Raw genomic sequence first — 23,196 nt, 5'->3', positions numbered from 1 at the left:
CAAACGCAACGATGACGACAGGCACCGCTGACTTCGAGAGCCTGCTGGGCGATTTTAGAGAGGATGTACTGCATGTACAGCCCACGCTGACGGGCATGCCCGTATTCTGGGTATCTCGTGAGAGCATCGTGGATATCCTGACCCACTTGAAGCGGCAACCAGCGCCATTTTCCATGCTCTATGACCTGTCGGCCGTGGATGAGCGCTTGCGTGGTCACAGGAGCGGTCTGCCAGAGGCTGACTTCACCGTGTTCTACCACTTGCTGTCGGTGGAGCGTAATGAAGACCTGATCCTGAAGGTTGGGCTGCCAGAGAGCGATTTGCGGGTGCCCACCGTTAGCAACGTCTTCGCCAATGCCAACTGGTACGAGCGGGAAATTCTGGACATGTTTGGCATCGCCGTCGCCGGACACCCGCATCCGGAGCGGATACTGATGCCGCCGACCTGGACAGGCCACCCGCTGCGGAAGGATTACCCCGCCCGGGCCACCGAGTTTGATCCCTACACCTTGACCGTGGAAGGCCAAGATGCCGAACAGGAAGCCATGCGGTTCGACCCGGAAGCCTGGGGCATGCAGCGTGAACGCGACGGGGCGGAGTTCATGTTCCTCAACCTGGGGCCCAACCACCCATCCGCCCATGGGGCTTTCCGCATCGTGCTGCAACTGGACGGTGAGGAAATCGTCGATTGCGTGCCAGACATTGGCTACCACCACCGGGGCGCCGAGAAAATGGCAGAGCGCCAGTCCTGGCACAGTTTTATTCCCTACACCGATCGCATTGACTACACCGGTGGCGTGATGAACAACCTGCCTTATGTGCTGGCCGCAGAAAAACTGGCCGGTATTGAGGTGCCGGACAGGGTGAAGGTGATTCGGGTGATGATGGCCGAGATGTTCCGCATCACCAGCCATCTGTTGTTCCTCGGGACGTACCTGCAGGATCTGGGGGCCATGACGCCGGTGTTCTACACGTTCAGCGACCGGCAGCGGGGCTACGAGGTGATTGAAGGCATTACCGGGTTTCGCATGCACCCGGCCTGGTACCGCATTGGCGGTGTGATGCAGGACCTGCCACAGGGTTGGGAAAAACTGGTGCAGGGCTTTCTGGACTGGATGCCCGCACGCCTGAAGGAATACGAACGGGCGATGATGGAAAACGCCATCGTGCGCGAGCGGACTCGCCATGTGGCAGCCTTCAATACAGCCGAGGCACTGGAGTGGGGAGTGACCGGGCCTAACCTGCGGGCCACCGGCTGCGATTTTGATTTGCGTAAGCAGCGGCCTTACTCCGGTTATGAACAGTTCGATTTTGAGGTGCCGCTGGGCGACAACGGGGATGTGTTCGACCGGGGTCAGTTGCGTATCGATGAAATGCGCCAGAGCCTTCGAATCATCCAGCAGTGCGTCAACAACATGCCCGCGGGTGACTACAAGGCAGATCATCCGCTGACGACGCCACCACCCCGGGAACGCATGCTCCAGCACATTGAAACCCTCATTACCCACTTCCTGCAGGTGTCCTGGGGGCCGGTGCTGGAACCCAATGAATCCCTGCAGATGATTGAGGCCACCAAGGGCATCAACAGTTATTACCTGACGAGTGACGGCAACACCATGAGCTACCGTACCCGCATCCGCACCCCGAGTTTTCCGCACCTGCAGCAGATACCGGCGGTGATGCGCGGAGGCTTCGTACCGGACCTGATCGCCCACCTGGGCAGTATCGACTTCGTGATGGCAGACGTGGACCGTTGATGATGGCAACAACACCGCAGACACCTCGGGTTATCGGCACCGACGGATTCGAACTTGATCCCGCGGATGAGGCCGCGATGCTGGAAGAAGTAGGGCACTACGAGCAGCCCCAGGCCGCGTGCATTGAGGCTCTGAAAATTGTCCAGCGCCGTTATGGTTGGGTGCCGGACGGTGCCATTGGCGCTATTGCAAAGGTGCTTGGTATCGGCCCCGCGTCGGTAGAGGGCGTGGCGACCTTCTACAGCCTGATCTTCCGTCAGCCGGTGGGCCGGCATGTGGTGCTGGTCTGTGACAGCAGTTCCTGTTTTCTGAGCGGTTTCGACGAATTGAAACAGGCGTTGGCGAGCCATCTTGGAATCGACTATGGCCAGACCACAGAAGACGGCCGGTTCACCCTGCTGCCGGTCTGCTGCCTGGGTGCCTGCGATGGCGCTCCGGCGCTGATGATTGACGATGATACCTATGGCCCGGTGTCGCCGGACGACCTGCCGGGCCTGCTGGAGGGTTACCCATGAGCGAGTCCATTTCCAGCCAGCGAACATCCGTGCGTTATCGCAGCCGGCTGTTGCAACCGGAGGCGGACCGTCATCCGGATACCCATCCGCTGACCTGGCGGCTGCGGGACGACGGCGAAGTGATCTGGCTTGACGAATACCTGCGCAAGGAAGGCTACCAGTCGATTCGCAATGCGCTGGACAATGGCGACCCTCAGGCCATCATCGCCACCATGAAAGACGCCAATGTACGAGGTCGCGGCGGTGCAGGCTTTTCCGCCGGGCTCAAGTGGAGCCTGACCCTGCAGGGCGGCGACATGCCCCGGGGCTACCTGATCTGCAATGCGGACGAAATGGAACCAGGCACCTTCAAGGACCGCCTGCTGATGGAGCAACAGCCTCACCTGCTGATCGAAGGCATGATTCTGGGGGCTTTGGCCAACAATTCCTTTTACGGCTACATCTTCCTACGCGGTGAATACGTGGAGGCAGCTCGAGTTCTGAACCGAGCTCTGGACGAAGCCAGGGAGGCCGGTTGGCTGGGCGCCAGCATTAATGGCAGCGGCTTTGATTTCGACATTGCCGTGCATACCGGCGCAGGGCGGTACATCTGTGGCGAGGAAACCGCACTGATCAATTCGCTGGAAGGCAAACGGGCCAACCCCCGTGCCAAGCCGCCGTTCCCGGGCCAGTCCGGGGCCTGGGGCAAACCCTCTGTGGTGAACAATGTGGAAACCCTGTGCAACGTGCCGGCGGTGATCCTCAAGGGTGCGGACTGGTATCAGGCACTATCCGGTGATCGCACTGACGACGGTGGCAGCAAACTCTATGGCGTGTCCGGCCCGGTGGAGAAGCCCGGCCTGTGGGAATTGCCCATGGGGACAACCGGCGCAGAAATCCTTGAGCGGGCTGGGGGTATGCGTGGCAACCGATCACTCAAGGCCTGGCTGCCAGGCGGCGCCAGCACCGGGTTTCTGTTGCCGGAGCATCTCGAGCTGCCGCTGGATTTCGACACCGTGGGCAAAGAAGGCAGTCGTCTGGGGACGGGATTGCTGACGGTGGTGCCTCAGGAACAGAGCATGGTGGCGCTGATGCGCAACCTGGAGGAGTTTTTTGCGCGGGAATCCTGTGGCTGGTGCACCCCCTGTCGGGACGGGCTGCCGTGGACGGTCAAACTGCTGTGGGCACTGGAACTGGGGCAGGGTGAAACTGGCGATATCGAACTACTGGACAAGCTGGCGGCGGACTGCGGCCCAGGGCTGACCTTCTGCGCCCATGCGCCCGGCGCCGCCATGCCGTTACAGACGGCCCTCAAACACTTCCGGCAGGAGTTTGAGCAGGGCGTCAGCAAACCCAGGGGTAAGGCCCATCAGGACCCGATTCCGGTGGGAGAAGTCTGAGCAAAAGTCATCGAAGGATAGGCAGGCAACATGGCGACGATTCACGTGGATGGACAACGCTATACGGTCAATGGAGCCCACAACCTGCTCCAGGCGTGTCTGTCCCTCGGCCTGGATATTCCCTATTTCTGCTGGCACCCGGCCATGGGCAGTGTGGGTGCCTGTCGCCAGTGCGCGGTCAAACAGTATAAGGACAAGGACGACGACAAGGGCATGGTGGTGATGTCCTGCATGACGCCCGCCGCGGACCAGACCCGCATTGATATCGACGATGAGGAAGCCAAAGCCTTCCGCGCCAGTGTGGTGGAGTGGCTGATGATCAACCATCCCCATGACTGCCCGGTGTGCGAGGAGGGCGGGCATTGTCACCTGCAGGACATGACGGTGATGACCGGCCATGATCGCCGCCGTTACCGGTTCCGCAAGCGCACGCGCCGGAACCAGTATCTGGGGCCGTTCATTGCCCATGAGATGAACCGGTGCATTACCTGTTACCGCTGTGTGCGTTTTTACAACGACTACGCTGGTGGTACCGACCTGGGGGCCTTTGGTGCCAAGGATAATGTCTATTTCGGTCGCTACGAAGAAGGCATTCTGGAAAGCCCCTTCGCCGGCAATCTTACGGAAGTATGCCCCACCGGCGTGTTCACGGATCAGAGCCATTCCGAACGTTACACCCGCAAGTGGGATTTGCAGTTTGCGCCCGGCATCTGCCACCAGTGTTCAATGGGCTGCAACATCAGCCCGGGGGAGCGGTACGGAGAGTTGCGCCGTATTGAAAATCGCTACCACGGTGAGTTGAACGGGTATTTCCTCTGTGACCGGGGCCGGTTCGGCTATGGTTACGTCAACCGGGCAGATCGGCCGCGACTGCCGGAATGTCGGGAATCGTCAGACAGTGAGCCGGTCAGCCTCGAAGTGGACACCGCTCTGGCCCGTATCAGCGACGCTCTGCGCCATTCCCGCCGGGTGATCGGCATCGGCTCGCCACGGGCCAGCCTGGAGAGTAATCACCAGTTGCAGGCATTGGTCGGCGTGGAAAATTTCTCCACCGGCATTGAGGCGCGGGAACAGGCCTGCCTTGACCTGATGAATCATCTGCAACGCCATACCGGCCTGCCAACGCCCACGCCCCGCGAGATGGAAGATCACGACGCCGTGCTGGTTCTGGGCGAAGACCCGGTCCAGAGCGCCGGTCGTCTGAGTTTGAGCCTTCGTCAGGCCGCGCTGTCGCGTCGTGAGGCACTGGGCGAGACCATTGGTGTGCCCGCCTGGAATGCCGAAGCCCTCAAAACCCTGGCGCAGGATCGTTACCACCCGCTGTTTATCGCCTGGCCTACGACAACGGAGCTGGACGATGTGGCTGCGGCTCGCTATGCCATGAGTCCCGATGAGATTGCCAACCTTGGCTTTGCGGTGGCCCATCGGATCGACCCGGCAGCCCCGCCAGTGGAAGGGCTTTCTGAGGCCATGGCTGAGGCTGCTGAAACCATTGCCACTGCTTTAATGGCGGCGGAGCGCCCTTTGGTGGTGAGTGGTGGATCGCTGGCCTCCGAACCGGTACTGGAAGCGGCCGGTAATGTGGCCCGAGCATTGTCCCGGCGTGCCAAACGGGGCGGGCTGGCACTGATACGGCGCGAGGCCAACAGCACGGGCTTGTCCCTGATGGGCGGCCAACCACTGGACTGGGCGCTGGAGGAACTGACCAATGGCCACGCGGATGCCGTGGTGGTGCTGGAAAACGACCTGTACCAACGAGTGCCCCGGAAAACGGTGGATGCAGCGCTGGCGCCGGCAGAGATCTGCGTGGTGCTTGATCATCAACGCACGGCAACGGCCGAGCGCGCCAACTTCCTGCTGTCCGCGGCCAGTTTCGCGGAGGCGGACGGTACGCTGGTTAACCTGGAGGGCCGGGCACAACGCTTCTTCCAGGTATATGACCCAAGTTACATGCGGCCGGAAAGCCGTATTCATGAAAGCTGGCGCTGGTTGCACGCACTGGCGGTGAACCTGCAAGGCGAGAAGGCCGGTGATATCACCCTGGATACCGTCATTGCGGCGTGTGTCGAGGCTCATCCAGAGCTGGGCGGTATGGAGGAAGCCGCTCCCGCCTCACACTACCGCATTGATGGCCTGCAGCTGGCGCGGGAGCCCCACCGGTACAGTGGCCGTACCTCCATGCGGGCGAACCAGAGCGTCAGCGAACCACGGGTGCCGCAGGACCCGGATTCCGCGTTTGCCTATTCCATGGAGGGCTACAGCGGTTATCACGAACCCCGGCAGCAGGTGCCCTTTGCCTGGGCGCCCGGCTGGAACTCGCCTCAGGCCTGGAACAAGTTTACCGACGAAGTAGGCGGGCATTTGCGCGGCGGTGACCCCGGCGTGCGTTTGATGTGTCCGGTCCCGGGGCAGGGCCATTACAGCCGACCGCCTCAACGTGCCGAGGGCGTCGAAAGCGTCGAAAGTGGAGAACGCTCGCCAGCTTTACGGGCCCTGATTCTGCCGCGGCTGTTTGGTGGCGAAGAGACGTCCTCATTGGCCGTGCCCATTCAGGAGCGTACGCAAACGCCCAGTGTCACCCTGAGCATGGATGACGCTGAACACTTGTCGATCCGGGGCGGTGACACGGTGACCCTCTTTGGGGAAACGCTATTGGTGGTTCAGAAGGATGGCTGGCCCAAAGGCTGGATCGGTCTTCCGGCCGGGCTGTTTGCCGGACTGCTTCCGGGAGAGCCAGTCGCACTGGATAACTCCGTCGGAGGTGAACCATGACCTGGTGGACTCCGCAACTGGCTGCCATTGCTTGGGGGATGTTCCAGGCCCTGGTGATCCTGCTGGGTGCTGTGCTGCTGGGTGCAGTGCTCACGGTAGTGGAGCGTCGCCTGCTGGGGCTCTGGCAGGACCGTTACGGGCCCAATCGGGTCGGGCCGTTTGGCACGCTGCAATTGGTGGCGGACATGATCAAGATCTTCTTCAAGGAGGACTGGATACCGCCATTCGCCGACCGGCCGCTGTTCGTCCTGGCGCCGGTGATTGCCTTTGCCTCATTGCTGCTGTCGTTTGTCATTATCCCGATCACCCCCGGTTGGGGCGTGGCGGACATGCACATTGGCCTGCTGTTTTTCCTGGCCATGGCTGGGGTCAACGTATACGCGGTGTTGCTCGGGGGCTGGTCCAGCGGCAACAAATACGCGCTGCTGGGCGCCATGCGCGCCACGGCCCAGACGCTGTCCTACGAAGTGTTCATGGGGCTGTCGCTGATGGGGGTAGTGGCCCTGGCCGGGTCGTTCAAACTGCGGGACATTGTCAACGCCCAGGAAGGTTTCTGGTTCATCATTCCCCAGTTCTTCGGTTTTGCCACCTTCCTGATCGCCGGTATAGCCGTCACGCACCGCCACCCGTTCGACCAGCCGGAAGCGGAACAGGAACTGGCCGACGGGTACCACATTGAATACTCCGGCATGAAATTCGGCCTGTTTTTCATCGGCGAATACGTCGGCATGGTGCTGGTGTCGGCGCTGATCGTCACGCTGTTCTTTGGCGGCTGGCACGGCCCGTGGCTGCCACCAATCCTGTGGTTCGCGCTCAAGACCGGCTTCTTCCTGATGCTGTTTATCCTGCTGCGGGCATCGTTGCCCCGGCCCCGCTATGACCGGGTGATGAGTTTTGGCTGGAAGGTGTGCTTACCGCTAACACTAATCAACTTACTGGCGACGGGGGCGGTGATGCTCCTGGTGGCTGAATAAGGGAGGACTTATGGAAAGAGAAAAGGTCCCGATCATCAAACACATGCTCTGGCTGTTGCCGGCCACCTGGTCGCAATTGCGCACCCTGGGCATGGTGTTCATGCACAGTTTTCGCAAGCGGGAGACAGTGAACTACCCGGAACAACAGGTCTATCTGCCACCGCGCTACCGCGGCCGCATTGTGCTGACCCGCGATCCGGACGGCGAAGAGCGTTGCGTGGCTTGTAACCTGTGTGCGGTGGCCTGCCCGGTGGATTGCATCTCGCTGCAGAAGGGGGAGCAGGAAGACGGCCGCTGGTACCCGGAGTTCTTCCGCATCAACTTCTCCCGCTGCATCTTTTGTGGCATGTGCGAGGAAGCCTGCCCGACGTCGGCCATCCAGCTGACGCCGGACTTCGAGATGGGCGAGTATGATCGCCAGCAACTGGTGTACGAGAAAGAGGATCTGCTGATCAATGGTCCCGGTAAAGACCATGACTACCACTTCTACAAGGTAGCGGGCATGGCCATCGGTGGTAAGGACAAGGGGCAGGCCCAGAACGAGGAGGCGCCGGAGGATGTGCGCACGTTGTTACCCTGATAGTCACCGCAATAGCGACCGTAAGCCGGAGGAGGCAATCTGATGGAGCTGGCCTTCTATGTCAGCGGACTGGTGGCGGTGCTGGCGACCATTGGCGTGATCACCGGCACCAGCCCGGTTCATGCGGTGGTGTATCTGATCGTGTCGCTGATCGCCGTGGCACTGGTGTTCTTCGCTCTGGGAGCACCGTTTGCCGGTGCCCTGGAAATCATCGTGTATGCCGGGGCGATCATGGTGTTGTTTGTGTTCGTGGTGATGATGCTGAACCTGCGGTCGGATGCAGAGCGGGAACCGTCCTGGCGGAATCCTCGCCATTGGGCAGGGCCGTCGTTGCTAACGTTGCTGCTTCTGGGTGCCCTGGCGGCCCTGATCGGTCAGGGTGGCATGGAGCAGATGATCGATGGTGAGCTGCTGACCGCACGAGCCGTGGCCCTGACCCTGTTCGGGCCCTGGTTGATGGTGGTGGAGCTGGCCGCCATTCTCCTGCTGGCGGCCCTGGTGACAGCGTCCCATGTGGGCCGGCGATCAAATCCTTTGCGAAAGCAGACGACATTGGACAACCGCAACCAGGGAGGCAACTCATGACGGGAGTTCCCATGGAGCATGGGCTGATCCTGGCCGCCATTCTGTTCAGCCTGGGGTTGCTGGGGCTGATGCTGCGTCGCAGCATGTTGTTTGTGCTGATGAGCCTGGAAGTCATGCTCAACTCGGCGGCGCTGGCGTTCGTGGTGGGGGCCACGGCCTGGAACCAGCCGGACGGCCAGGCCATGTTCCTGCTGGTCATTACACTGGCGGCGGCGGAAGCCAGTGTTGGGCTGGCGCTGATGATCCAGCTTTACCAGCGGTTCCGCTCCCTGAATCTGGATGCCGTTAGCAGGATGCGTGGATGATGGCGATGGCAGTGATTCTTTCGTTTCTGTTGCCTCTGGCGGGCACACTGATCCTGGCGTTCAGCGGCGGACGCATGGGCGCGTTGGCCAGTTCCGTCGTGGGCGTCGGTAGTGTGGGGCTGGCGGCGCTGGCCACGGCCTGGGCGACAATGGCTCACTCAGGCGGCAGTGAAGGGATAACCCTTTGGACCTGGATTGCCGTCGGGGATTTCCAGCCCACCATCGGCCTGGCAGTGGATGGCCTGGCGCTGGTGATGATGTCAGTGATTACCGGTGTGGGTTTCCTGATTCATCTGTTCGCCGCCTGGTACATGACCGGTGAGGAAGGCATTACCCGCTTCTACGCCTGGATGAACCTGTTTGTGTTCAGCATGATGCTGCTGGTGCTGGGAGACAACCTGCTGTTGTTGTTCCTCGGCTGGGAGGGTGTCGGTTTCTGCAGCTATGGCCTGATCGGCTATTACTACCGGGGCAGCGCCAATGGCTGGGCGGCTTTCAAGGCGTTCGTGGTGACACGCATTGGCGACGTGTTTCTGGCGCTGGGGCTGTTCCTGATCTTCATGGAACTGGGCACACTCGATATCCAACAATTGCTGGCCCTGGCTCCGCAGCAGTGGCAGGAAGGCAGTACCACCGCCAACCTGGCGACGTTACTGGTACTTGTTGGTGCCCTCGGCAAGTCGGCTCAGGTGCCACTGCATACCTGGTTGCCCGACGCCATGGCTGGCCCCACGCCGGTGTCTGCGCTGATCCACGCGGCGACCATGGTTACGGCGGGCGTGTACCTGATTGCCCGGCTCAATGGCCTGTTCCTGCTGGCCCCGGATGTGCTCCTGCTGGTCGGCGTGATCGGGGCAGTGTCTCTGCTGCTGGCGGCTTTTGCGGCTCTGGCCCAGACCGATATCAAGCGCGTGCTGGCCTACTCCACCATGAGCCAGATTGGCTACATGTTCGTGGCGTTGGGGGTAGGCGCGTTCGATGCCGCGATCTTCCATCTGGTGACCCACGCCTTCTTCAAGGCACTGCTGTTCCTGTCAGCCGGGGCAGTGATCATCAGTTGCCACCACGAACAGGACATGCGGCGGCTTGGCGGGCTTTGGCGCAAGCTGCCCGTGGCTTATGGTGGCTTCCTCGTGGGCGGTGCGGCGCTGGTGGCATTGCCACTGGTGTCGGCTGGCTTTTTCAGCAAGGACGAAATCCTGTGGCAGGCAATGGCGGCTGACCAGACCGGACTGCTGATTGTTGGATTGCTGGGTGCGGTGTTGACCGGCATCTATACGGTTCGGCTGATCCTCGGCACCTTCCATGGCGAGCCCGGAAGCGACCACGCCCGCCATCCGGAACCCGGCACCAACCCACTGACTCATCACCTGCCGTTGATGGTGCTGGCGGTGCTGTCCACCTTTATCGGCGCCTGGCTCTATCCGGGCCTTGGCGGACTCTTCCCGGACGCACCCGGAGAAGCAGCGGAAACCGGCCATACCCTGCTGCAGGTACTTGCCATGGGTGCCGCTATTGCGGGTTTGCTGTTGGCAGCATGGCTGTTCCTTTGGCGGCGTGACTGGCTTGCAAAACAGGTCGGGCAGGGCATAGGCGCCCGCCTGTGGACACTCTGGCACCATGCGTGGGGTTTTGACGCCCTGTTTGACCGGGTGCTGGTGCAGCCTTGGCAGTGGATGGTGAAGGTTCTGAGGGTGGATCTGGTGAACCTGGTGATGAATCTGCCAGCGCTATTGGCGCGTGCGCTTAACGCCGGGCTGGTGAAAAGCCAGAACGGTCGCGTGCGCAGCTACGCCCTGGTCATGGTGTTGGGCGCCACAATCATTCTGCTGGCTCTGGCGGTGTTGCCGGGAGGGCTAGCATGATCCTGGTGTGGTTGATCCTGATCCCGTTTGTGGGTGGGCTGCTGTGCTGGCAGGCGGACCGTTGGGGCGACAGGGCGCCTCGCTGGATAGCGCTGGCCACCATGTTGTTTGTACTGGTTATCAGCCTGGTGCTCTGGGTAACCGGTGATTTTGCGTTGCCGGGTGAGGTCACCAGGCATTGGCTGCTGGAATGGAGAACGTCCTGGATCCCGCGTTTTGGTATTGAGATTCATCTGGCGATGGACGGCCTGTCGCTGATCCTGGTGGCGTTGACCGGGTTCCTCGGTGCATTGGCCGTGCTCTGTTCCTGGCACGAGATTGACCACCGTGTGGGCTTTTTCCACCTGAACCTGCTGTTCATCCTCGGTGGTGTTGTGGGCGTATTCCTGGCGCTGGACCTGTTCCTGTTCTTCCTGTTCTGGGAAATGATGCTGGTGCCGATGTACTTCCTGATTGCGCTCTGGGGGCACAGCGGCTCGGCGGGGCAGACCCGGATTCGAGCCGCTACCCGATTCTTCATCTACACCCAGGCCAGTGGCCTGCTCATGCTGGTGGCGATACTCTCACTGGTGTTCGTGCATTACGCCAACACCGGCGAACTGTCCTTCAGCTACGACACCTTGCTGGATACCGAGGTCCCGGAGGCGCTGGCGCCGTGGCTGATGCTGGGCTTCTTTGTGGCCTTTGCCGTGAAGCTGCCGGTGGTCCCATTCCATGGCTGGCTTCCGGATGCCCATGCCCAGGCGCCGACCGCCGGCAGTGTCGATCTGGCCGGTATCCTGTTGAAAACCGCCGCCTACGGCATCCTGCGGTTTGCGCTGCCGCTGTTCCCGGAAGAGTCCCAGGCGTTTGCGCCTGTCGCCATGACACTCGGGCTGGTGGGCATTATCTATGGTGCTGTACTGGCGTGTGGACAGCAGGACATCAAGCGCCTGATCGCCTATACCAGTATCTCCCACATGGGCTTCGTGCTGATTGCCTTGTATTCAGGCTCGGAACTGGCGATTCAGGGTGCGATCATCCTCATGGTGGCCCATGCCTTCTCCAGTGCCGGGCTGTTTATTCTCAGCGGCCAACTGTATGAGCGCATTCACACCCGTGACATGCGGATCATGGGCGGCTTATGGGGTCGAATCCCGGTGCTGCCCGGTTTTACCCTGTGTTTCGTTGCCGCCTCCCTGGGTATGCCTGCCACCGCCAATTTCGTGGGTGAATTCATGGTGCTGTTTGGCACCTTCCCCAGCGCGCCGGTCGTGGTGGTGATTGCCAGCTTGGGGCTGGTGCTGGCGGCGATATACTCCCTGCTGCTGATGCAGCGGGTGCATTATGGCCCGGAATACCGCCAGGGCGCCCTGAGAGGGCCGGACGCGAGAGAATACGGCATGATGTTGGTGCTGCTTGTGCTGACGGTGATGGTGGGGCTCTATCCTCAGCCAATACTCGACATTACCGCCCCGATAGCGGGCCCGGCTGCCGAGCTGTTTGAGCAAGCCGGGGCAGAACTGGCCAGCCGCGCAGGGGAGGTGAACTGATGCTGACCCTGGCAAATCTGGTTGCACTCATACCACTGATCGTCGTTGGTGCCACCGCGGTGATCGTCATGCTTGGCGTAGCCTGGCAGCGGCACCATGGTGCCACGGCGTTGGTTTCGGCCGTTGGGCTGGTATTGGCTCTGGCCTGCGTGCCTGTGGCCTCCACAGCATTGTCATCGCCGCCACTGATGACTATGGATGGGCTGGCGTTAATGGGCAGCGTGCTGGTGCTCCTGTGTGCGCTGGTCACGGTCGCCCTGAGTCATCATTACCTCACCGGTTACATCGGCCCCAAGGAAGAGTTTTACCTGTTGCTCTTGTGTGCGGTGACCGGGGCACTGGGGCTGGTGGCCAGCGACCATCTGGCGACCCTGTTCATCAGCCTGGAGCTGCTGTCGATGCCCCTCTACGGCATGTTGGCCTATAGCTTTCGGGCAGAACGGTCTCTGGAAGCCGGCATCAAGTACCTGGTTCTGTCTGCGGCCGCGACGGCGTTCCTGTTGTTTGGCATGGCGTTGATCTATGCCCGTACCGGGCATCTCGACCTGGCGGGCCTGGCGACGGGGCTGGCAAACACCTCCGATGCGTGGACGCTGGCTGGGGCTGTGTTGATGCTGGTGGGGCTTGGTTTCAAGCTCTCCATTGTTCCCTTTCATCTCTGGACGCCGGACGTATACCAGGGTGGGCCTGCGCCGGCCACCATTTTCCTCGCCACGGTCAGCAAGTTGGCGGTGTTCGTGCTGTTACTGCGTCTGGTGACCGTTGCGCCGGTGTTTAACAGCGACTGGTTGAACACGCTGATAACACTGCTGGCCCTGATCACCATGTTGTGGGGCAACCTGTTGGCGTTGTTCCAATCCAACCTGAAGCGACTGCTTGGCTATTCCTCCATTGCCCATTTTGGCTACCTGATGGTGGCTATCGTTGCAGGTGGGGCACTGGCAGTAGAAACCGTGGGGGTTTATCTGGTGACCTACCTTGTCACCACACTGGCAGCCTTCGGCGTGGTTACCCAGCTGTCCAGCCCATTCAGTGGTGAAGATGCCGCCGGACTGCACTATTACCGTGGGCTGTTCTGGCGCCGTCCATGGCTGGCAGCCGTGATGACCGTGAGCTTCCTGTCCCTGGCTGGCATCCCGCTCACGGCGGGGTTTATCGGCAAGTTCTATGTATTGGCACTGGGGGTTGCTGAAAACCGCTGGTGGCTGGTGGGCGGTATCGTCGCAGGCAGTGCCATTGGCCTGTTCTACTACCTGAGAGTGATGGTGACCCTGTACCTGCCGGAACCCGGCATGCGCCGGATGGACGCCACCAACGACTGGGGTAACCGCATTGGTGGGCTGACGCTGCTGGTCGTGGCCGTGTTGATCCTGGTGCTGGGTGTTTATCCCTCGCCAATGATCCAGTGGGTGGCCGGGCTGTCGACAGCTGCGTTCTGACCTCCGGTTTTGGCCGGATCAGTGATCGTCAATGGCCTAATTATCGTTAATGACCTAATTATCGTTAATGACTTCGTGCTCGAACCGGCCAAGAACCACCATGATGATCAGCGCCAGCGCCGTGACCATGCCGGCCAGGGCGAGGTTGCCGATGCCGCACGCAACGCCAACTGCGCCCGCTGTCCAGATGGATGCACCAGTGGTAATACCCTGAATACTGCCACGGCTCTGAATAATGCTGCCAGCACCCAGAAAACCGATGCCGCCGATGACGCCCTCAACGATCCGCGTGGGATCGATTCGTGCCGAGGGGTCGCCTTCGGCAGTGGCGAACAGGATATGAATCCCCATCATAATGAAGGCCGAGGCCCCCAATGACACTAGCATGTGGGAGCGCAGGCCTGCGGCTTTGCCTCTCAATTCCCTTTCCAGCCCCAGTAACAGGGCCAGCCCAGCCGCGGCCAAAAGTCGGAACAACATATCCATCAGGGGGATTTCACTGTCGAACATCGTGTGTCTCCTTTGTTGTTATTAAGCGATGAATGAGTGAATGGGGCGTCTATTTTCCTAGCAGTTCACCGACCGGGCGTAAATTAACGACATGGTCGCACAATGACTTGACGATCATCAGGATTGGAGTGGCAACCACGAGGCCTACGGGTCCCCAGAGCCAGCCCCAGAACAGCAGGCCGATAAAGATGGCAACCGCGTTGAGGCTGGAGATATGGCTGGTGAGCCAGGGCGTCAGCAGATAGCCCTGAACGCTGGTGATGGCCAGCGACGTGCCGGCAACAATGATCGACATCTCCAATTCGCCAAACTGGATAAAGGCGGCCACACCTGTACCCATAAGCACCAGGAACGGACCCAGGTACGGCACGGCACTGGCGACGCCTGCCAAAACACCCCAAAAGCCGGCCTGTTCAACGCCCAGTGCCAAAAACGCCAGCCAGGTCAGCACGCCCACAAATACGGCACCTACAAACATCACAAACAGGAACTGTCGTACGCTGCGATGGAACTCGTTCATGATTCGGGCGGCTTTACGCATTCGTGCGAAGGATGGCCCGGATATTTTGACGATCTTGCGTCTGTACAGCGAGCCAATGGCGAGCACGAAATACACCAGCAACAACGCCGAGAAGCACTGGGAAATCAGCACCAGCGCTGCCGGGGAACCCTGAAGTACGTAATCTTTGATCTCGAGGGGTTCGTCCACCACGCGCACGGGCGTTGCACCCGATCGGGAGGCGTCTTCGTTGCCCTGATCGGGGCTGGCGGTGGCTTCAATTTTCTTTGCGGCGGATTGCGCTTTTTCCATCATGCTTTCCCCGTCCTTGGGGCGGCTGGCTTCATTCTGCTGAAACTGTTCGATGGCCACCGGTATCTTGTCCAGCATAGCCATGGCTTCCTGCTTCAGGGGAATACTGGCTCCGGCAATGATACCGATAAGCAGAATCAACACCACAGCCGCCGCCAGGGGGCGGGGTACTCTCAACCGATTGATTGTGGCGACAAGGGGTTCGAGGGCGTAGCTGATTAACACCGCCACCACCAGTGGCAAAAGAACCGCCTGGGCCCAGTCAATAAAATAAAGGGTTGCGATACTTGTGAGTGTGATAAGCGACATGCTGCGCATGTTGATGGCGTCAATCAGCGCCTGACTGTTCTGGGAGTTGTTGTCTGCTCCCGACTCCTCACGCTTTGTCTTATCGCCGTTCTCCATGGGATATTGCCTCCGTGTCTAATCGGTAAAACCGTTGCAGCGCTTCGTAGACTTCCGGCTGTTCCGCTTTCAGGTGCTCCGGTTGTTGGTAAAAGGCTTCCGTCAGCACTGCAAAAAACTCGGCGGGTTCGGTGGCGCCGTATGGGTCCAGCCAGGGCTTCTGGTGATGTTGAAGCGACTGTCTCAAGTGTTCATAGGCCTGAGTCATCGTTTCCTGCCAATGTCTTGCCTGTTCGCCGCTAAGTGGCGGAGCGCCGTCCGCAGTGCCGTCCAGATAGTCCAGCTGGTGGGCGAATTCGTGAAGAATGACGTTGTGGTGCCCAGCAGGATTGACGGCACCTTCCTCGCACTGTGTCCAGGCCAGAACCACCTGTCCATAACTTGAGGCTTCGCCGGCGCGAATCTCGTTACTCTCGCTCACCACCAGGCCATCATGCTCAATATCCCTGACACGATAGGCATCCGGATAGACCAGGATACTGCGGATGTCGTCGAAGTCGGAATAGCTGCGGTTCATGATGAGCAGGCAGGCATGTCCCGCGATGGTCAGGCGTACGGTGTCGTCCGCCTCGAACCCATCGCAGCCGTAAAAGGATTTCTCCGCCAGGAACAACTGTACATGCTGTTCCAGTTGTCGTTTCAGCTTGGCCGGCAACCCGGGGAATAGGGGCACCTGGGACTCGAGCGTCGCGCGCCAGTTCTCCGGAAAGGGAGTTTGAAGCTGTCTCTCGCGACGCCAGTTGCGGTAGAAAAACAGATAGAAAACCGAGGCGGCAATCACGGAAATCGCGCAGAGAGTGTAGATCAGCATGGGCAAGATTCCGGGGCCGTGTGGTGATTTGACATTTTAGTTCAGTTTGCTAATTAATTAGGTGTTGGGTAGCAACATTCCCACCGTGCGATTGAATTCTGATGCCGTTCATCATAGGGGGTTGTAGGGCGGCCGTCAGGGAACTTTTCGTTACTTCCTATCAGTAGTGGCCACCAAGTCGTTCCGTGGCATGGAAGCATAAAGGAATCTGCTCCATGTATATCGTAACCAATAGAACCGTCGATGAAAGCAAACACACAGAGAGTGAGGCCTTTGGCAGTAAACCCATTGAAGGCCCCAACGAGTTGCGGCTGGCGGAGGCATCCCGCCGGCGAAACCGCTGGCATATTGATATCCTGCCTGACCAGATCACACCGCAAATGGCGAAGAGTGTCGATCTTAATCCCGACAATACCTACCCGGCGAGCGCCTACGTGGCCCGCAAACTGATCGAGAGATCCGGCCACGGCGCTGGTGCGCGCCCGAACGGAAGAAACCTGCTGTTGTTTGTTCATGGTTACAACAACGATATGACTGATGTGCTTGATCGTGCCGAAAGGCTGGAGCAGAACTTCGGCGTTGAAGTCATTGTGTTCAGTTGGCCCGCCAATGGTGGAGGGTTGCACGGCGTGCTCAGCTACAAGAGCGACAAGCGGGACGCCCTCGCCTCGGTAGGGGCATTCAATCGCGTGCTGGAGAAGCTGGAAGCCCTGGTGAGCGACTTTCATGCGCAGTACGTGATGGATCTGGAGGCGCGTGCGGAAGCCCGGTTTGCAGACAACGCCGCCGCGTGGGACCGCTACTTTGCGAAGGAAGTCGAGAAGCACTGCCCGTTCACTGTGAATCTGATGTTGCACAGCATGGGGAACTATCTCTACAAGCATTTGCTCGGGAGTTCGGTGTACAGCGGAGATCGGCTGTTGTTCGATAACGTTGTGATGGTGGCCGCGGACACCAATAATGAGAACCACGCCGAGTGGGTGGACCGAATTCCCTACCGCAATCGTCTCTATATCACCATCAACGAAAACGACGGAGCACTAAAGGCCTCACGCCTGAAAATGGGCGAACAGCAGAAAGCCCGGCTTGGCCATTACCTGCGCCGGCTGGATTCCAGGGTGGCGACCTATATCGACGTTACCAGCCAGCCTCATGTCGGGGATTCCCACGCCTACTTTGAGGAGTCGCCGTTAAAGAACGCGAAAGTTCTGGATTTCTTCAAAGCATCGTTGAATGGAAAAGTGGCTGAGAAGCCGACTCGTTATGATCCGTCACGAAACGTTCACCGATTGTGATTGCGGATTTCAGTTAACCCCAAATCGCCGCTCTCGCTCAAACCGGAAGAATCCGTCCCGTTCCTCAAGGGCAATGGTTTTGGCAGAGCGCCCGAAGTGTTCTGCACGCAAATCGTCCAGCGCTTTATCCAGTTGATCTCCGGAATAGCGCCGGGCAAGTTGGTTTCGTTCGGCCATGTAGGCTTTGCCATTTTGCCAGCGTTCGTTGCGTTGCTGGTCCTGCTTTGAAAGGCGGCTGATGGCTTCTTCCGGATAGCCCATCTGGCGGCGCAGGCTGTTGATGCGTTCCTGGCGAGCGTCTGCCGATAAGGTGTGGAGGTGGCTCTGAACAGCGTCGAGGCTGAACAGGGTGCGAGCCATCACGTCCGGGCCAATAAGCCGTCGGGCCATATCGTTGTTGTAAAGTTGTTCTACGGAGGTTTTAAGCTGGTGCGCGGTTTCTTCCGGGGTGATTTCGTGGGCTTGGTCCAGTCGCTGCAGTTCCGCCTGAAAGGCGTCCTGATTCGCATGCATGGGAGACTCCCGCTCGCCCCATATACGGCTGGCCTCGTCACCGAACAGTGCCTCCCGTTTTTCCCAGAGCGCTGTCTGGCGTTCGAGCATGGGCATGCCCTGCAACAGCAGCCGGTTGTCTTCCAGCCATTGCTCGTACGCGGAGAGCTTTGCAAGGTCTTCATTGCTCAGGGCTGATGGCCCCTGGGATTGGGCCGGCGGTGATGTAGCTGGTTGGCCGGGCAGCACCGGAGTGGACGAGGTCTCGGACGTCAAAGGCTGTACGGGCGTCGTCGACAGGCTAAGGATAAAGCCGGCCGTGCCCAGAATCACCACGGCCAGCCCTGCAAGCCAAAGGGATGTTTTCACAAAGTATTTTCCTGTTCACCGGTTGTCAGGGAGCCTTTCAACGTCGTTGACGGCCCCCTGGTTGAGTTACAGCAAAGGCTGGAGTTTCGGCCAGATCAACTCTGCGATCTTTTGGGAGCCACTATCGGCCGGGTGTATGCCATCGAAGATGATGTCGCTCTCCGTCACCACCTGTCTTGGGTCCACGAAGGTACAGTCGAGAGTGGAATATTCGCAGGCCCTGGCGAGGATTTTGTTGCCGTAGTCGACCGCCTGTTTCATGCTTTTAAGACGGAAAAGGCCGTTCTTGGTGTAGTAGTAACCCACCAGCACGCCGTTCTCCACGCCCGCATCGGACAATTCGTTCAGATAGTTCACGCCGTCCACATACAGATCATCGATCAGATCCTTGCACTTGCTGCTGAGGCGGCCGAACTGATACCACTGGGTTTTGCAGTTGTATGGGTCAAGGGCAATCGCCGGAATAAGGATGTCGTTACCGCCGCCATTACCAACCATGGTGCGGATGTCGGGATTGTCCTCCTGTGCGGTGGCGAACTGCTCGACAACAGAGGGCGCGAGGAACCCACCGGTGAGTTCGGCGCCGGAGACCGTGTAGCGGCGGAAGGTTTCCCCGGCTTTGGCTTCCAGTTCGTCCTGGATCTTGCCGGACAGGGCGAAGATTGAGTCGCCCAGGAATATCACCTGGTCGTTGTCCGCATCAGAGACCTGGGGATTGCTGAGCAGTTGTCCCAGCTGGCCGCAGCCTGTCATAGCCATGGCCATCGCAGTGACCGCCAGGAGTCGAAACAGGGAATGGCCTTTGGAGGAGGTGTCTCTTTCGTCACAGTGTCGGATCTTGTTCATTATTGTGTCTCCGTTGTTGGGGATGAATGGTGCCTGGCGAGGCACCATTCATTCGCAACTTGCACAAATTGTGATCAGCGCAACAGGTCGGAAGTGGCTGTTTTTTTGTCTTTTTCGGCGGGATGAGCTGGAGTGTGACTGGCCTCTCGAAACGATGTGTTCGCTTTTGACCGGCAGGTTATGGTCTGGAGTGATCGGTGAGCTCATTCAGCAATTCAGAAGCACCCCAGGTTTTTTCCGTTTCCTCCCGTTGATGCATCAGTCGCACGAGTTTGCGGTTGACCGGTGCGTCCGTACCCAGCTTTTCCGCCAGTTTCACCACTTCGCCATTGATCCAGTCAATTTCGGTTGGGCGCCCGGCCTGGAGGTCTTCCCACATGGAGGAACGTGCAACAGGATCGATGGTGAGCATCCGTTTGGCTAGTCGGGTAAACAGCCAATCTGGTAGTGACATCACGGAAGGAATCAGTTTGGTAGGCAGGCCTGTGAGTTTTACCGTGGGTATGCCTGCCGATTTAAGGAGCTCTAGCGTCTCTCTCTGAGCCATTGCCAGGCAGCGGCGATAGTCCCTTTGCGAGAGCTCTTCCAGCAGCGGAACGCCAGAAAGGGCGTTGACCGGGTTATTCAGATTGAGTAACAGCTTGGACCACATCACCGATTCGATATCGCGCCGCAGTTCCAGGGGGAGCCCGGCATGCTCAAACCAGGGCAGGGCCGGTTGCAGTGACGGGTGCCGGTCGGCCATCAGGTGGCCCTGAGTGCCTTGATGGAAATGCCCCGGCTCCTGTTGCAGCACGTTGAATGGAACCATCCCGGCCAATACGTTGGCGTTGGGCATAGCGGCCTGGAGGTGCTCTGCGTTGGAGATTCCGTTTTGCAGGCTGACCACCGGTATGCCCTTGCTCACCCAGGGCGCGAGCTGTTTGCCGGCTTCGGAGGTGGCGGCGGATTTGACCGTTACCAGCACAAGATCGGCGTTGCCTGCCGCCTCGGCAGAGGTCACATACTGATGCTCGGCCAACTGGCTGTGGAAGCGAAACCCTTCATAGTCAGTGACCGTCAGTGGGGAGGTTCGAAGGCGCTCCTGCATGGTCTTTCGGCCCACCATGACCACGTTCACACCGGAAGAAAGCAGCCTGCCTCCGAGGTAACAGCCGATACTGCCAGCGCCAAATATAACGACCTTGAAAGAACTCTGCGTCACGGGCTTTGCCTTATTGTTTTCCCAAATAGTGGAAGGGCTGCCCGCGAGAGTCAACTATCAGGCGGAGCTACGGGTCGAGATGATCTTTCCCGCTAACGACAGTGCCCGGCGATTTTTCTCTCAACTTGAGGGTTGAACACTGCAGTGGTGAGTCCGTATAACGGACCTTTATCCCAATAACAGGAGGCTGTCATGCCTGAACAAAGAACCGTTGTGATTACCGGGGCCAATCGCGGCATCGGGCTTGAGTTGGCCCGTCACTATGCAGGTGAAGGCTGTGACGTGATTGGCGTATGTCGGGAAGCGTCTCCCGAGCTCAAGGAGGTGGCGACTCGAGTCATTGAATCTGTTGACGTCACCACGGCAAGTGGACTTCAGTCATTGATTGACGGCGTGAAGGGCCAGTCGATCGACCTGCTGATCAATAATGCCGGCCTGCTGCAGGATGAAAAACTGGGCAGCATTGATTTCGATTCCATTCGTACCCAGATGGAAATCAACGCTTACGCGCCATTGAGGGTGGCGGAAGCGCTGGTGTCCCAGATACCTTACGGCGGTAAGATTGCCAACATCACCAGCCGGATGGGCTCCATCGCGGACAACGACTCTGGCGGCCGCTATGGCTATCGTGCGTCCAAGGCGGCGCTGAACGCCTTTGGCAAGTCCCTGGCGATGGACCTTAAGCCAAAGGGCATTGCGGTGGCCCAGCTCCATCCCGGTTATGTGCAAACCCGTATGGTGAATTTCGGCGGACTGATTACGCCCGAGGAGTCAGCAAAGGGCTTGGCGGCGAGAATCGAGGGCCTTAACCTGGAAAACACGGGCTCCTTCTGGCACAGCAATGGTGAGGAACTGCCCTGGTAATAACTTGCCAGGGGGCCTCGCTCAGTGGCATAGGTGGCTGACAAAGCTGGAGACCGGTGGATGCCGGGCAATCGTCTCGGGGCAGATAACCACCAGTTCCTTGGCAAGCCCGGGATCGCTGACGGGGATGGCTCGCAGGGTGCCTGCTCGCACTTCGTCAGTGACCGAAGCCGCCAACACCAGCGAAATACCCACCCCCGCCTTGACCGCCTGCTTTACAGCTTCGGTACTGCCCAGTTGCATCGATACCTCCGGAAAAGGCCCGTCGTCGCCAAAGAAATTAGCCAATAAACGGCCAGTGCCGGTCCCTGGCTCGCCGCCCAGCAGCGTCATTCCTGCCAGGGCTTCCCGGTTGATCTGCGTCATATCGGCACAGGGGTGGCCAGGCGGCACAATCAACACCACTGGCTCCTGTTTCCAGTCACGGGCCTGGAAGCCGGGCTTGGGGTGCCACCACTCCATGACTGCGATATCCAATTCGCCGCTGGTGAGCTGTCGTGCGATGGCGGGGTTATTGTCGATCACCAGATCCACGTGCGGAGAGGTCTTCCGGTCCATGAAGGAGCGAACGTGAGGCTGCAGCATGTAGATACCGATGTTGGAGCTGGCACCTACCCGCAGACTTGTTCCCGTGACCGCCTCCCGCGCGCGTTGGTCCAGGCGTAACATGCTTAGGGCGAACGGCATCAGCGCCTGGGCCGCCCTGGTGGGTTCGCAACCGGACTTGCCGCGTTGGATCAATAATACGTCCAGCTGCTCCTCCAGTTTCTGAATGTGCTGGGATAGGGTGGGCTGGGCGATGCCGAGGTGATTGGCGGCGGCCTGGAAACTGCGGTGCTGAACGAGGGTGATAAAACTCTTGAGCCAGACCAGGTTCAGCATACTGTTCCCTTGGGTTCGAGCGGTGAGTTGACCGCGTCCTGGGGCTGATGGCCTCTGAGCGCCTGAAGGATGTTGTCGGCTGCCCGCTGTTCGATGGCAAATCTCACGTCCCTGACGGCCGAGCCCGTGTGTGCGGTGAACAGGGTGTTCGGGTGGGCCAGCAGTGCCGGATCAATCCGCTGCGGGCGGTCCGGTCTGGCCCAGTCTTCCATTTCAAACACGTCCGCCGCGTAGCCACCCAGATGTCCGTACGTCAGCGATTGCAGAACGGCTGCCTCGTCCACGACGGAACCCCGGCAGGGATTGATTAGAAAACTACCGCGTTTCATCTGGCGCAGGCGGTCAGCGTTGAGCGTGTGCAGGGTATGTTCATTAAGCGCCAGGGCCAGTATGACGATGTCGGATTCGGCCAGCAGGTCATCAAGCTCTGATCTGGAAAGGCCCAGGGCGTCTTCTTCGGCAGCCGGTAGGCTTTCCGGTTGTGAGTACAGTATTCGTGCGCCCCAGCCCTGGAGCCGTGTAGCCACGGCTTTGCCGATGGCTCCCATGCCCACAATACCAATGGTCGAGCCTTCAATGCCGAGGCCATAGAATTGAGGCTGCCAGCCCTGGAATTCTCCGGAACGGACGAACTGGTCTGCTGGCCGGATCTGGCGAATCAGGCCTATGGTTAATCCAACGGTGAGTTCGGCGGTGGGCACGGTCAGCAAATCGGGCACGAAGGTCAGCCAGACTCCGTGACGGGTGCAGGCGTCCACGTCAAAGTTATCGAATCCCTTCAGGGCAGCGCCGATCACTTTCAGGTCGGGGCAGGCCACCAGAAATTCCTCGCTAACGCGATCTGGCATAAACGCCATCATGGCATCGGCCGTAGCCGCGCGAGCTCTCACCGAATCCGGTGGCAGGGTGACGGCAGACTGGTTAGTGATCAGCTCGCAGTGGGGCTCCAGGCTGGCAAGTATACTGTCGTGGACCCGGTGAGTGATGACAACTCTTGGTTTCAT

The 23,196-nt window shown here is 59.6% G+C and carries 21 protein-coding genes; 13 read left to right on the top strand and 8 right to left on the bottom strand.

Features of this window, described 5'->3' with window-relative positions; all coding sequences use genetic code 11:
- Positions 1-11 precede the first annotated feature (11 nt).
- The 11 genes from nuoC to nuoN are packed head-to-tail and all read left to right on the top strand — an operon-like array spanning position 12 to position 13,703.
- Positions 12-1,757 carry an NADH-quinone oxidoreductase subunit C/D gene (gene nuoC, locus SIC19_RS03955; protein ID WP_041336806.1) on the top strand — a complete coding sequence of 582 codons (1,746 nt, stop codon included), beginning with the start codon at positions 12-14 and terminating at the stop codon, positions 1,755-1,757.
- Positions 1,757-2,272 (top strand): NADH-quinone oxidoreductase subunit NuoE, encoded by a 516-nt coding sequence (nuoE, locus tag SIC19_RS03950; protein WP_036204399.1) that lies wholly within the window; start codon positions 1,757-1,759, stop codon positions 2,270-2,272. Before nuoC ends, nuoE begins: the two co-directional genes overlap by 1 nt.
- The gene (nuoF, locus tag SIC19_RS03945) at positions 2,269-3,651 is read left to right on the top strand and encodes an NADH-quinone oxidoreductase subunit NuoF (RefSeq protein ID WP_052479554.1); all 1,383 of its coding nucleotides are present in this window, start codon (positions 2,269-2,271) and stop codon (positions 3,649-3,651) included. The genes nuoE and nuoF overlap by 4 nt, the downstream gene beginning before the upstream one ends.
- A 30-nt stretch (positions 3,652-3,681) precedes the next feature.
- The gene (nuoG, locus tag SIC19_RS03940) at positions 3,682-6,423 is read left to right on the top strand and encodes an NADH-quinone oxidoreductase subunit NuoG (RefSeq protein ID WP_412535578.1); all 2,742 of its coding nucleotides are present in this window, start codon (positions 3,682-3,684) and stop codon (positions 6,421-6,423) included.
- On the top strand, positions 6,420-7,397 hold the full coding sequence (nuoH, locus tag SIC19_RS03935) for an NADH-quinone oxidoreductase subunit NuoH (protein WP_075195900.1): 978 nt from the start codon (positions 6,420-6,422) through the stop codon (positions 7,395-7,397). Before nuoG ends, nuoH begins: the two co-directional genes overlap by 4 nt.
- Before the next feature lie 31 nt (positions 7,398-7,428).
- A complete protein-coding gene (gene nuoI / locus SIC19_RS03930; RefSeq protein WP_036205735.1) occupies positions 7,429-7,977 on the top strand; it encodes an NADH-quinone oxidoreductase subunit NuoI in 549 nt (182 codons plus the stop codon).
- Positions 7,978-8,019: 42 nt separating this feature from the next.
- Positions 8,020-8,562: an NADH-quinone oxidoreductase subunit J gene (gene nuoJ / locus SIC19_RS03925; protein WP_075195899.1), complete on the top strand. Its 543-nt coding sequence runs from the start codon at positions 8,020-8,022 to the stop codon at positions 8,560-8,562.
- Entirely contained in the window at positions 8,559-8,867 is a 309-nt protein-coding gene (gene nuoK / locus SIC19_RS03920; protein WP_075195898.1) for an NADH-quinone oxidoreductase subunit NuoK, read from the top strand. The genes nuoJ and nuoK overlap by 4 nt, the downstream gene beginning before the upstream one ends.
- Entirely contained in the window at positions 8,864-10,732 is a 1,869-nt protein-coding gene (gene nuoL, locus SIC19_RS03915) for an NADH-quinone oxidoreductase subunit L (RefSeq protein ID WP_075195897.1), read from the top strand. Before nuoK ends, nuoL begins: the two co-directional genes overlap by 4 nt.
- Positions 10,729-12,264: an NADH-quinone oxidoreductase subunit M gene (gene nuoM / locus SIC19_RS03910; protein WP_075195896.1), complete on the top strand. Its 1,536-nt coding sequence runs from the start codon at positions 10,729-10,731 to the stop codon at positions 12,262-12,264. Before nuoL ends, nuoM begins: the two co-directional genes overlap by 4 nt.
- Positions 12,264-13,703 carry an NADH-quinone oxidoreductase subunit NuoN gene (nuoN, locus tag SIC19_RS03905; RefSeq protein WP_075195895.1) on the top strand — a complete coding sequence of 480 codons (1,440 nt, stop codon included), beginning with the start codon at positions 12,264-12,266 and terminating at the stop codon, positions 13,701-13,703. Before nuoM ends, nuoN begins: the two co-directional genes overlap by 1 nt.
- Before the next feature lie 54 nt (positions 13,704-13,757).
- Here nuoN and SIC19_RS03900 read toward each other — a convergent pair whose 3' ends face one another.
- The 3 genes from SIC19_RS03900 to SIC19_RS03890 are packed head-to-tail and all read right to left on the bottom strand — an operon-like array spanning position 13,758 to position 16,240.
- The gene (locus SIC19_RS03900) at positions 13,758-14,213 is read right to left on the bottom strand and encodes an MgtC/SapB family protein (RefSeq protein ID WP_075195894.1); all 456 of its coding nucleotides are present in this window, start codon (positions 14,211-14,213) and stop codon (positions 13,758-13,760) included.
- Positions 14,214-14,262: 49 nt separating this feature from the next.
- The gene (locus SIC19_RS03895) at positions 14,263-15,429 is read right to left on the bottom strand and encodes an AI-2E family transporter (protein WP_036204413.1); all 1,167 of its coding nucleotides are present in this window, start codon (positions 15,427-15,429) and stop codon (positions 14,263-14,265) included.
- Positions 15,413-16,240: a zinc-dependent peptidase gene (locus SIC19_RS03890; RefSeq protein ID WP_075195893.1), complete on the bottom strand. Its 828-nt coding sequence runs from the start codon at positions 16,238-16,240 to the stop codon at positions 15,413-15,415. The genes SIC19_RS03895 and SIC19_RS03890 overlap by 17 nt, the downstream gene beginning before the upstream one ends.
- A gap of 215 nt (positions 16,241-16,455) precedes the next feature.
- Between SIC19_RS03890 and SIC19_RS03885 the strand changes: the two genes are divergently transcribed.
- Entirely contained in the window at positions 16,456-17,535 is a 1,080-nt protein-coding gene (locus SIC19_RS03885; RefSeq protein WP_036204418.1) for an alpha/beta hydrolase, read from the top strand.
- 9 nt (positions 17,536-17,544) lie between these two features.
- Here the strand turns inward: SIC19_RS03885 and SIC19_RS03880 are convergent, their stop codons facing one another.
- The 3 genes from SIC19_RS03880 to SIC19_RS03870 form a co-directional block, all read right to left on the bottom strand.
- Positions 17,545-18,396: a lipase secretion chaperone gene (locus tag SIC19_RS03880; RefSeq protein ID WP_075195892.1), complete on the bottom strand. Its 852-nt coding sequence runs from the start codon at positions 18,394-18,396 to the stop codon at positions 17,545-17,547.
- A 66-nt stretch (positions 18,397-18,462) separates the two neighbouring features.
- A complete protein-coding gene (locus SIC19_RS03875; protein ID WP_036204420.1) occupies positions 18,463-19,242 on the bottom strand; it encodes an SGNH/GDSL hydrolase family protein in 780 nt (259 codons plus the stop codon).
- A 178-nt stretch (positions 19,243-19,420) separates the two neighbouring features.
- The gene (locus tag SIC19_RS03870; RefSeq protein ID WP_075195891.1) at positions 19,421-20,446 is read right to left on the bottom strand and encodes a 2-dehydropantoate 2-reductase; all 1,026 of its coding nucleotides are present in this window, start codon (positions 20,444-20,446) and stop codon (positions 19,421-19,423) included.
- 192 nt (positions 20,447-20,638) lie between these two features.
- Between SIC19_RS03870 and SIC19_RS03865 the strand changes: the two genes are divergently transcribed.
- Positions 20,639-21,310 carry an SDR family oxidoreductase gene (locus SIC19_RS03865; RefSeq protein ID WP_075195890.1) on the top strand — a complete coding sequence of 224 codons (672 nt, stop codon included), beginning with the start codon at positions 20,639-20,641 and terminating at the stop codon, positions 21,308-21,310.
- A 21-nt stretch (positions 21,311-21,331) separates the two neighbouring features.
- Here the strand turns inward: SIC19_RS03865 and SIC19_RS03860 are convergent, their stop codons facing one another.
- Both SIC19_RS03860 and SIC19_RS03855 read right to left on the bottom strand, forming a co-directional pair.
- Positions 21,332-22,192, bottom strand: a complete 861-nt coding sequence (locus SIC19_RS03860) for a LysR family transcriptional regulator (RefSeq protein WP_075195889.1) — start codon at positions 22,190-22,192, stop codon at positions 21,332-21,334.
- Positions 22,186-23,196: a phosphonate dehydrogenase gene (locus SIC19_RS03855; RefSeq protein WP_075195888.1), complete on the bottom strand. Its 1,011-nt coding sequence runs from the start codon at positions 23,194-23,196 to the stop codon at positions 22,186-22,188. Before SIC19_RS03855 ends, SIC19_RS03860 begins: the two co-directional genes overlap by 7 nt.

Origin of the sequence: Marinobacter sp. MIT930201, from assembly GCF_047122665.1 — a bacterium.
In the GTDB taxonomy this organism is placed as follows: Bacteria; Pseudomonadota; Gammaproteobacteria; order Pseudomonadales; family Oleiphilaceae; genus Marinobacter; species Marinobacter salarius.
The sequence above is the reverse complement of the archived record's forward strand: the minus strand, read 5'-3'. Positions and strand labels throughout refer to the sequence as shown.

Excerpts from the sequence above, each read along its gene's own strand:
- nuoN (WP_075195895.1), top strand. The coding sequence starts at position 12,264 with ATGCTGACCCTGGCAAATCTGGTTGCACTCATACCACTGATCGTCGTT.
- SIC19_RS03875 (WP_036204420.1), bottom strand. The coding sequence starts at position 19,242 with ATGAACAAGATCCGACACTGTGACGAAAGAGACACCTCCTCCAAAGGC.
- nuoK (WP_075195898.1), top strand. The coding sequence starts at position 8,559 with ATGACGGGAGTTCCCATGGAGCATGGGCTGATCCTGGCCGCCATTCTG.
- nuoH (WP_075195900.1), top strand. The coding sequence starts at position 6,420 with ATGACCTGGTGGACTCCGCAACTGGCTGCCATTGCTTGGGGGATGTTC.
- SIC19_RS03900 (WP_075195894.1), bottom strand. The coding sequence starts at position 14,213 with ATGTTCGACAGTGAAATCCCCCTGATGGATATGTTGTTCCGACTTTTG.
- nuoG (WP_412535578.1), top strand. The coding sequence starts at position 3,682 with ATGGCGACGATTCACGTGGATGGACAACGCTATACGGTCAATGGAGCC.
- SIC19_RS03865 (WP_075195890.1), top strand. The coding sequence starts at position 20,639 with ATGCCTGAACAAAGAACCGTTGTGATTACCGGGGCCAATCGCGGCATC.
- nuoJ (WP_075195899.1), top strand. The coding sequence starts at position 8,020 with ATGGAGCTGGCCTTCTATGTCAGCGGACTGGTGGCGGTGCTGGCGACC.
- nuoL (WP_075195897.1), top strand. The coding sequence starts at position 8,864 with ATGATGGCGATGGCAGTGATTCTTTCGTTTCTGTTGCCTCTGGCGGGC.
- nuoC (WP_041336806.1), top strand. The coding sequence starts at position 12 with ATGACGACAGGCACCGCTGACTTCGAGAGCCTGCTGGGCGATTTTAGA.
- SIC19_RS03860 (WP_075195889.1), bottom strand. The coding sequence starts at position 22,192 with ATGCTGAACCTGGTCTGGCTCAAGAGTTTTATCACCCTCGTTCAGCAC.
- SIC19_RS03895 (WP_036204413.1), bottom strand. The coding sequence starts at position 15,429 with ATGGAGAACGGCGATAAGACAAAGCGTGAGGAGTCGGGAGCAGACAAC.
- SIC19_RS03890 (WP_075195893.1), bottom strand. The coding sequence starts at position 16,240 with ATGCTGATCTACACTCTCTGCGCGATTTCCGTGATTGCCGCCTCGGTT.
- SIC19_RS03855 (WP_075195888.1), bottom strand. The coding sequence starts at position 23,196 with ATGAAACCAAGAGTTGTCATCACTCACCGGGTCCACGACAGTATACTT.
- nuoE (WP_036204399.1), top strand. The coding sequence starts at position 1,757 with ATGATGGCAACAACACCGCAGACACCTCGGGTTATCGGCACCGACGGA.
- nuoM (WP_075195896.1), top strand. The coding sequence starts at position 10,729 with ATGATCCTGGTGTGGTTGATCCTGATCCCGTTTGTGGGTGGGCTGCTG.
- SIC19_RS03885 (WP_036204418.1), top strand. The coding sequence starts at position 16,456 with ATGTATATCGTAACCAATAGAACCGTCGATGAAAGCAAACACACAGAG.
- nuoF (WP_052479554.1), top strand. The coding sequence starts at position 2,269 with ATGAGCGAGTCCATTTCCAGCCAGCGAACATCCGTGCGTTATCGCAGC.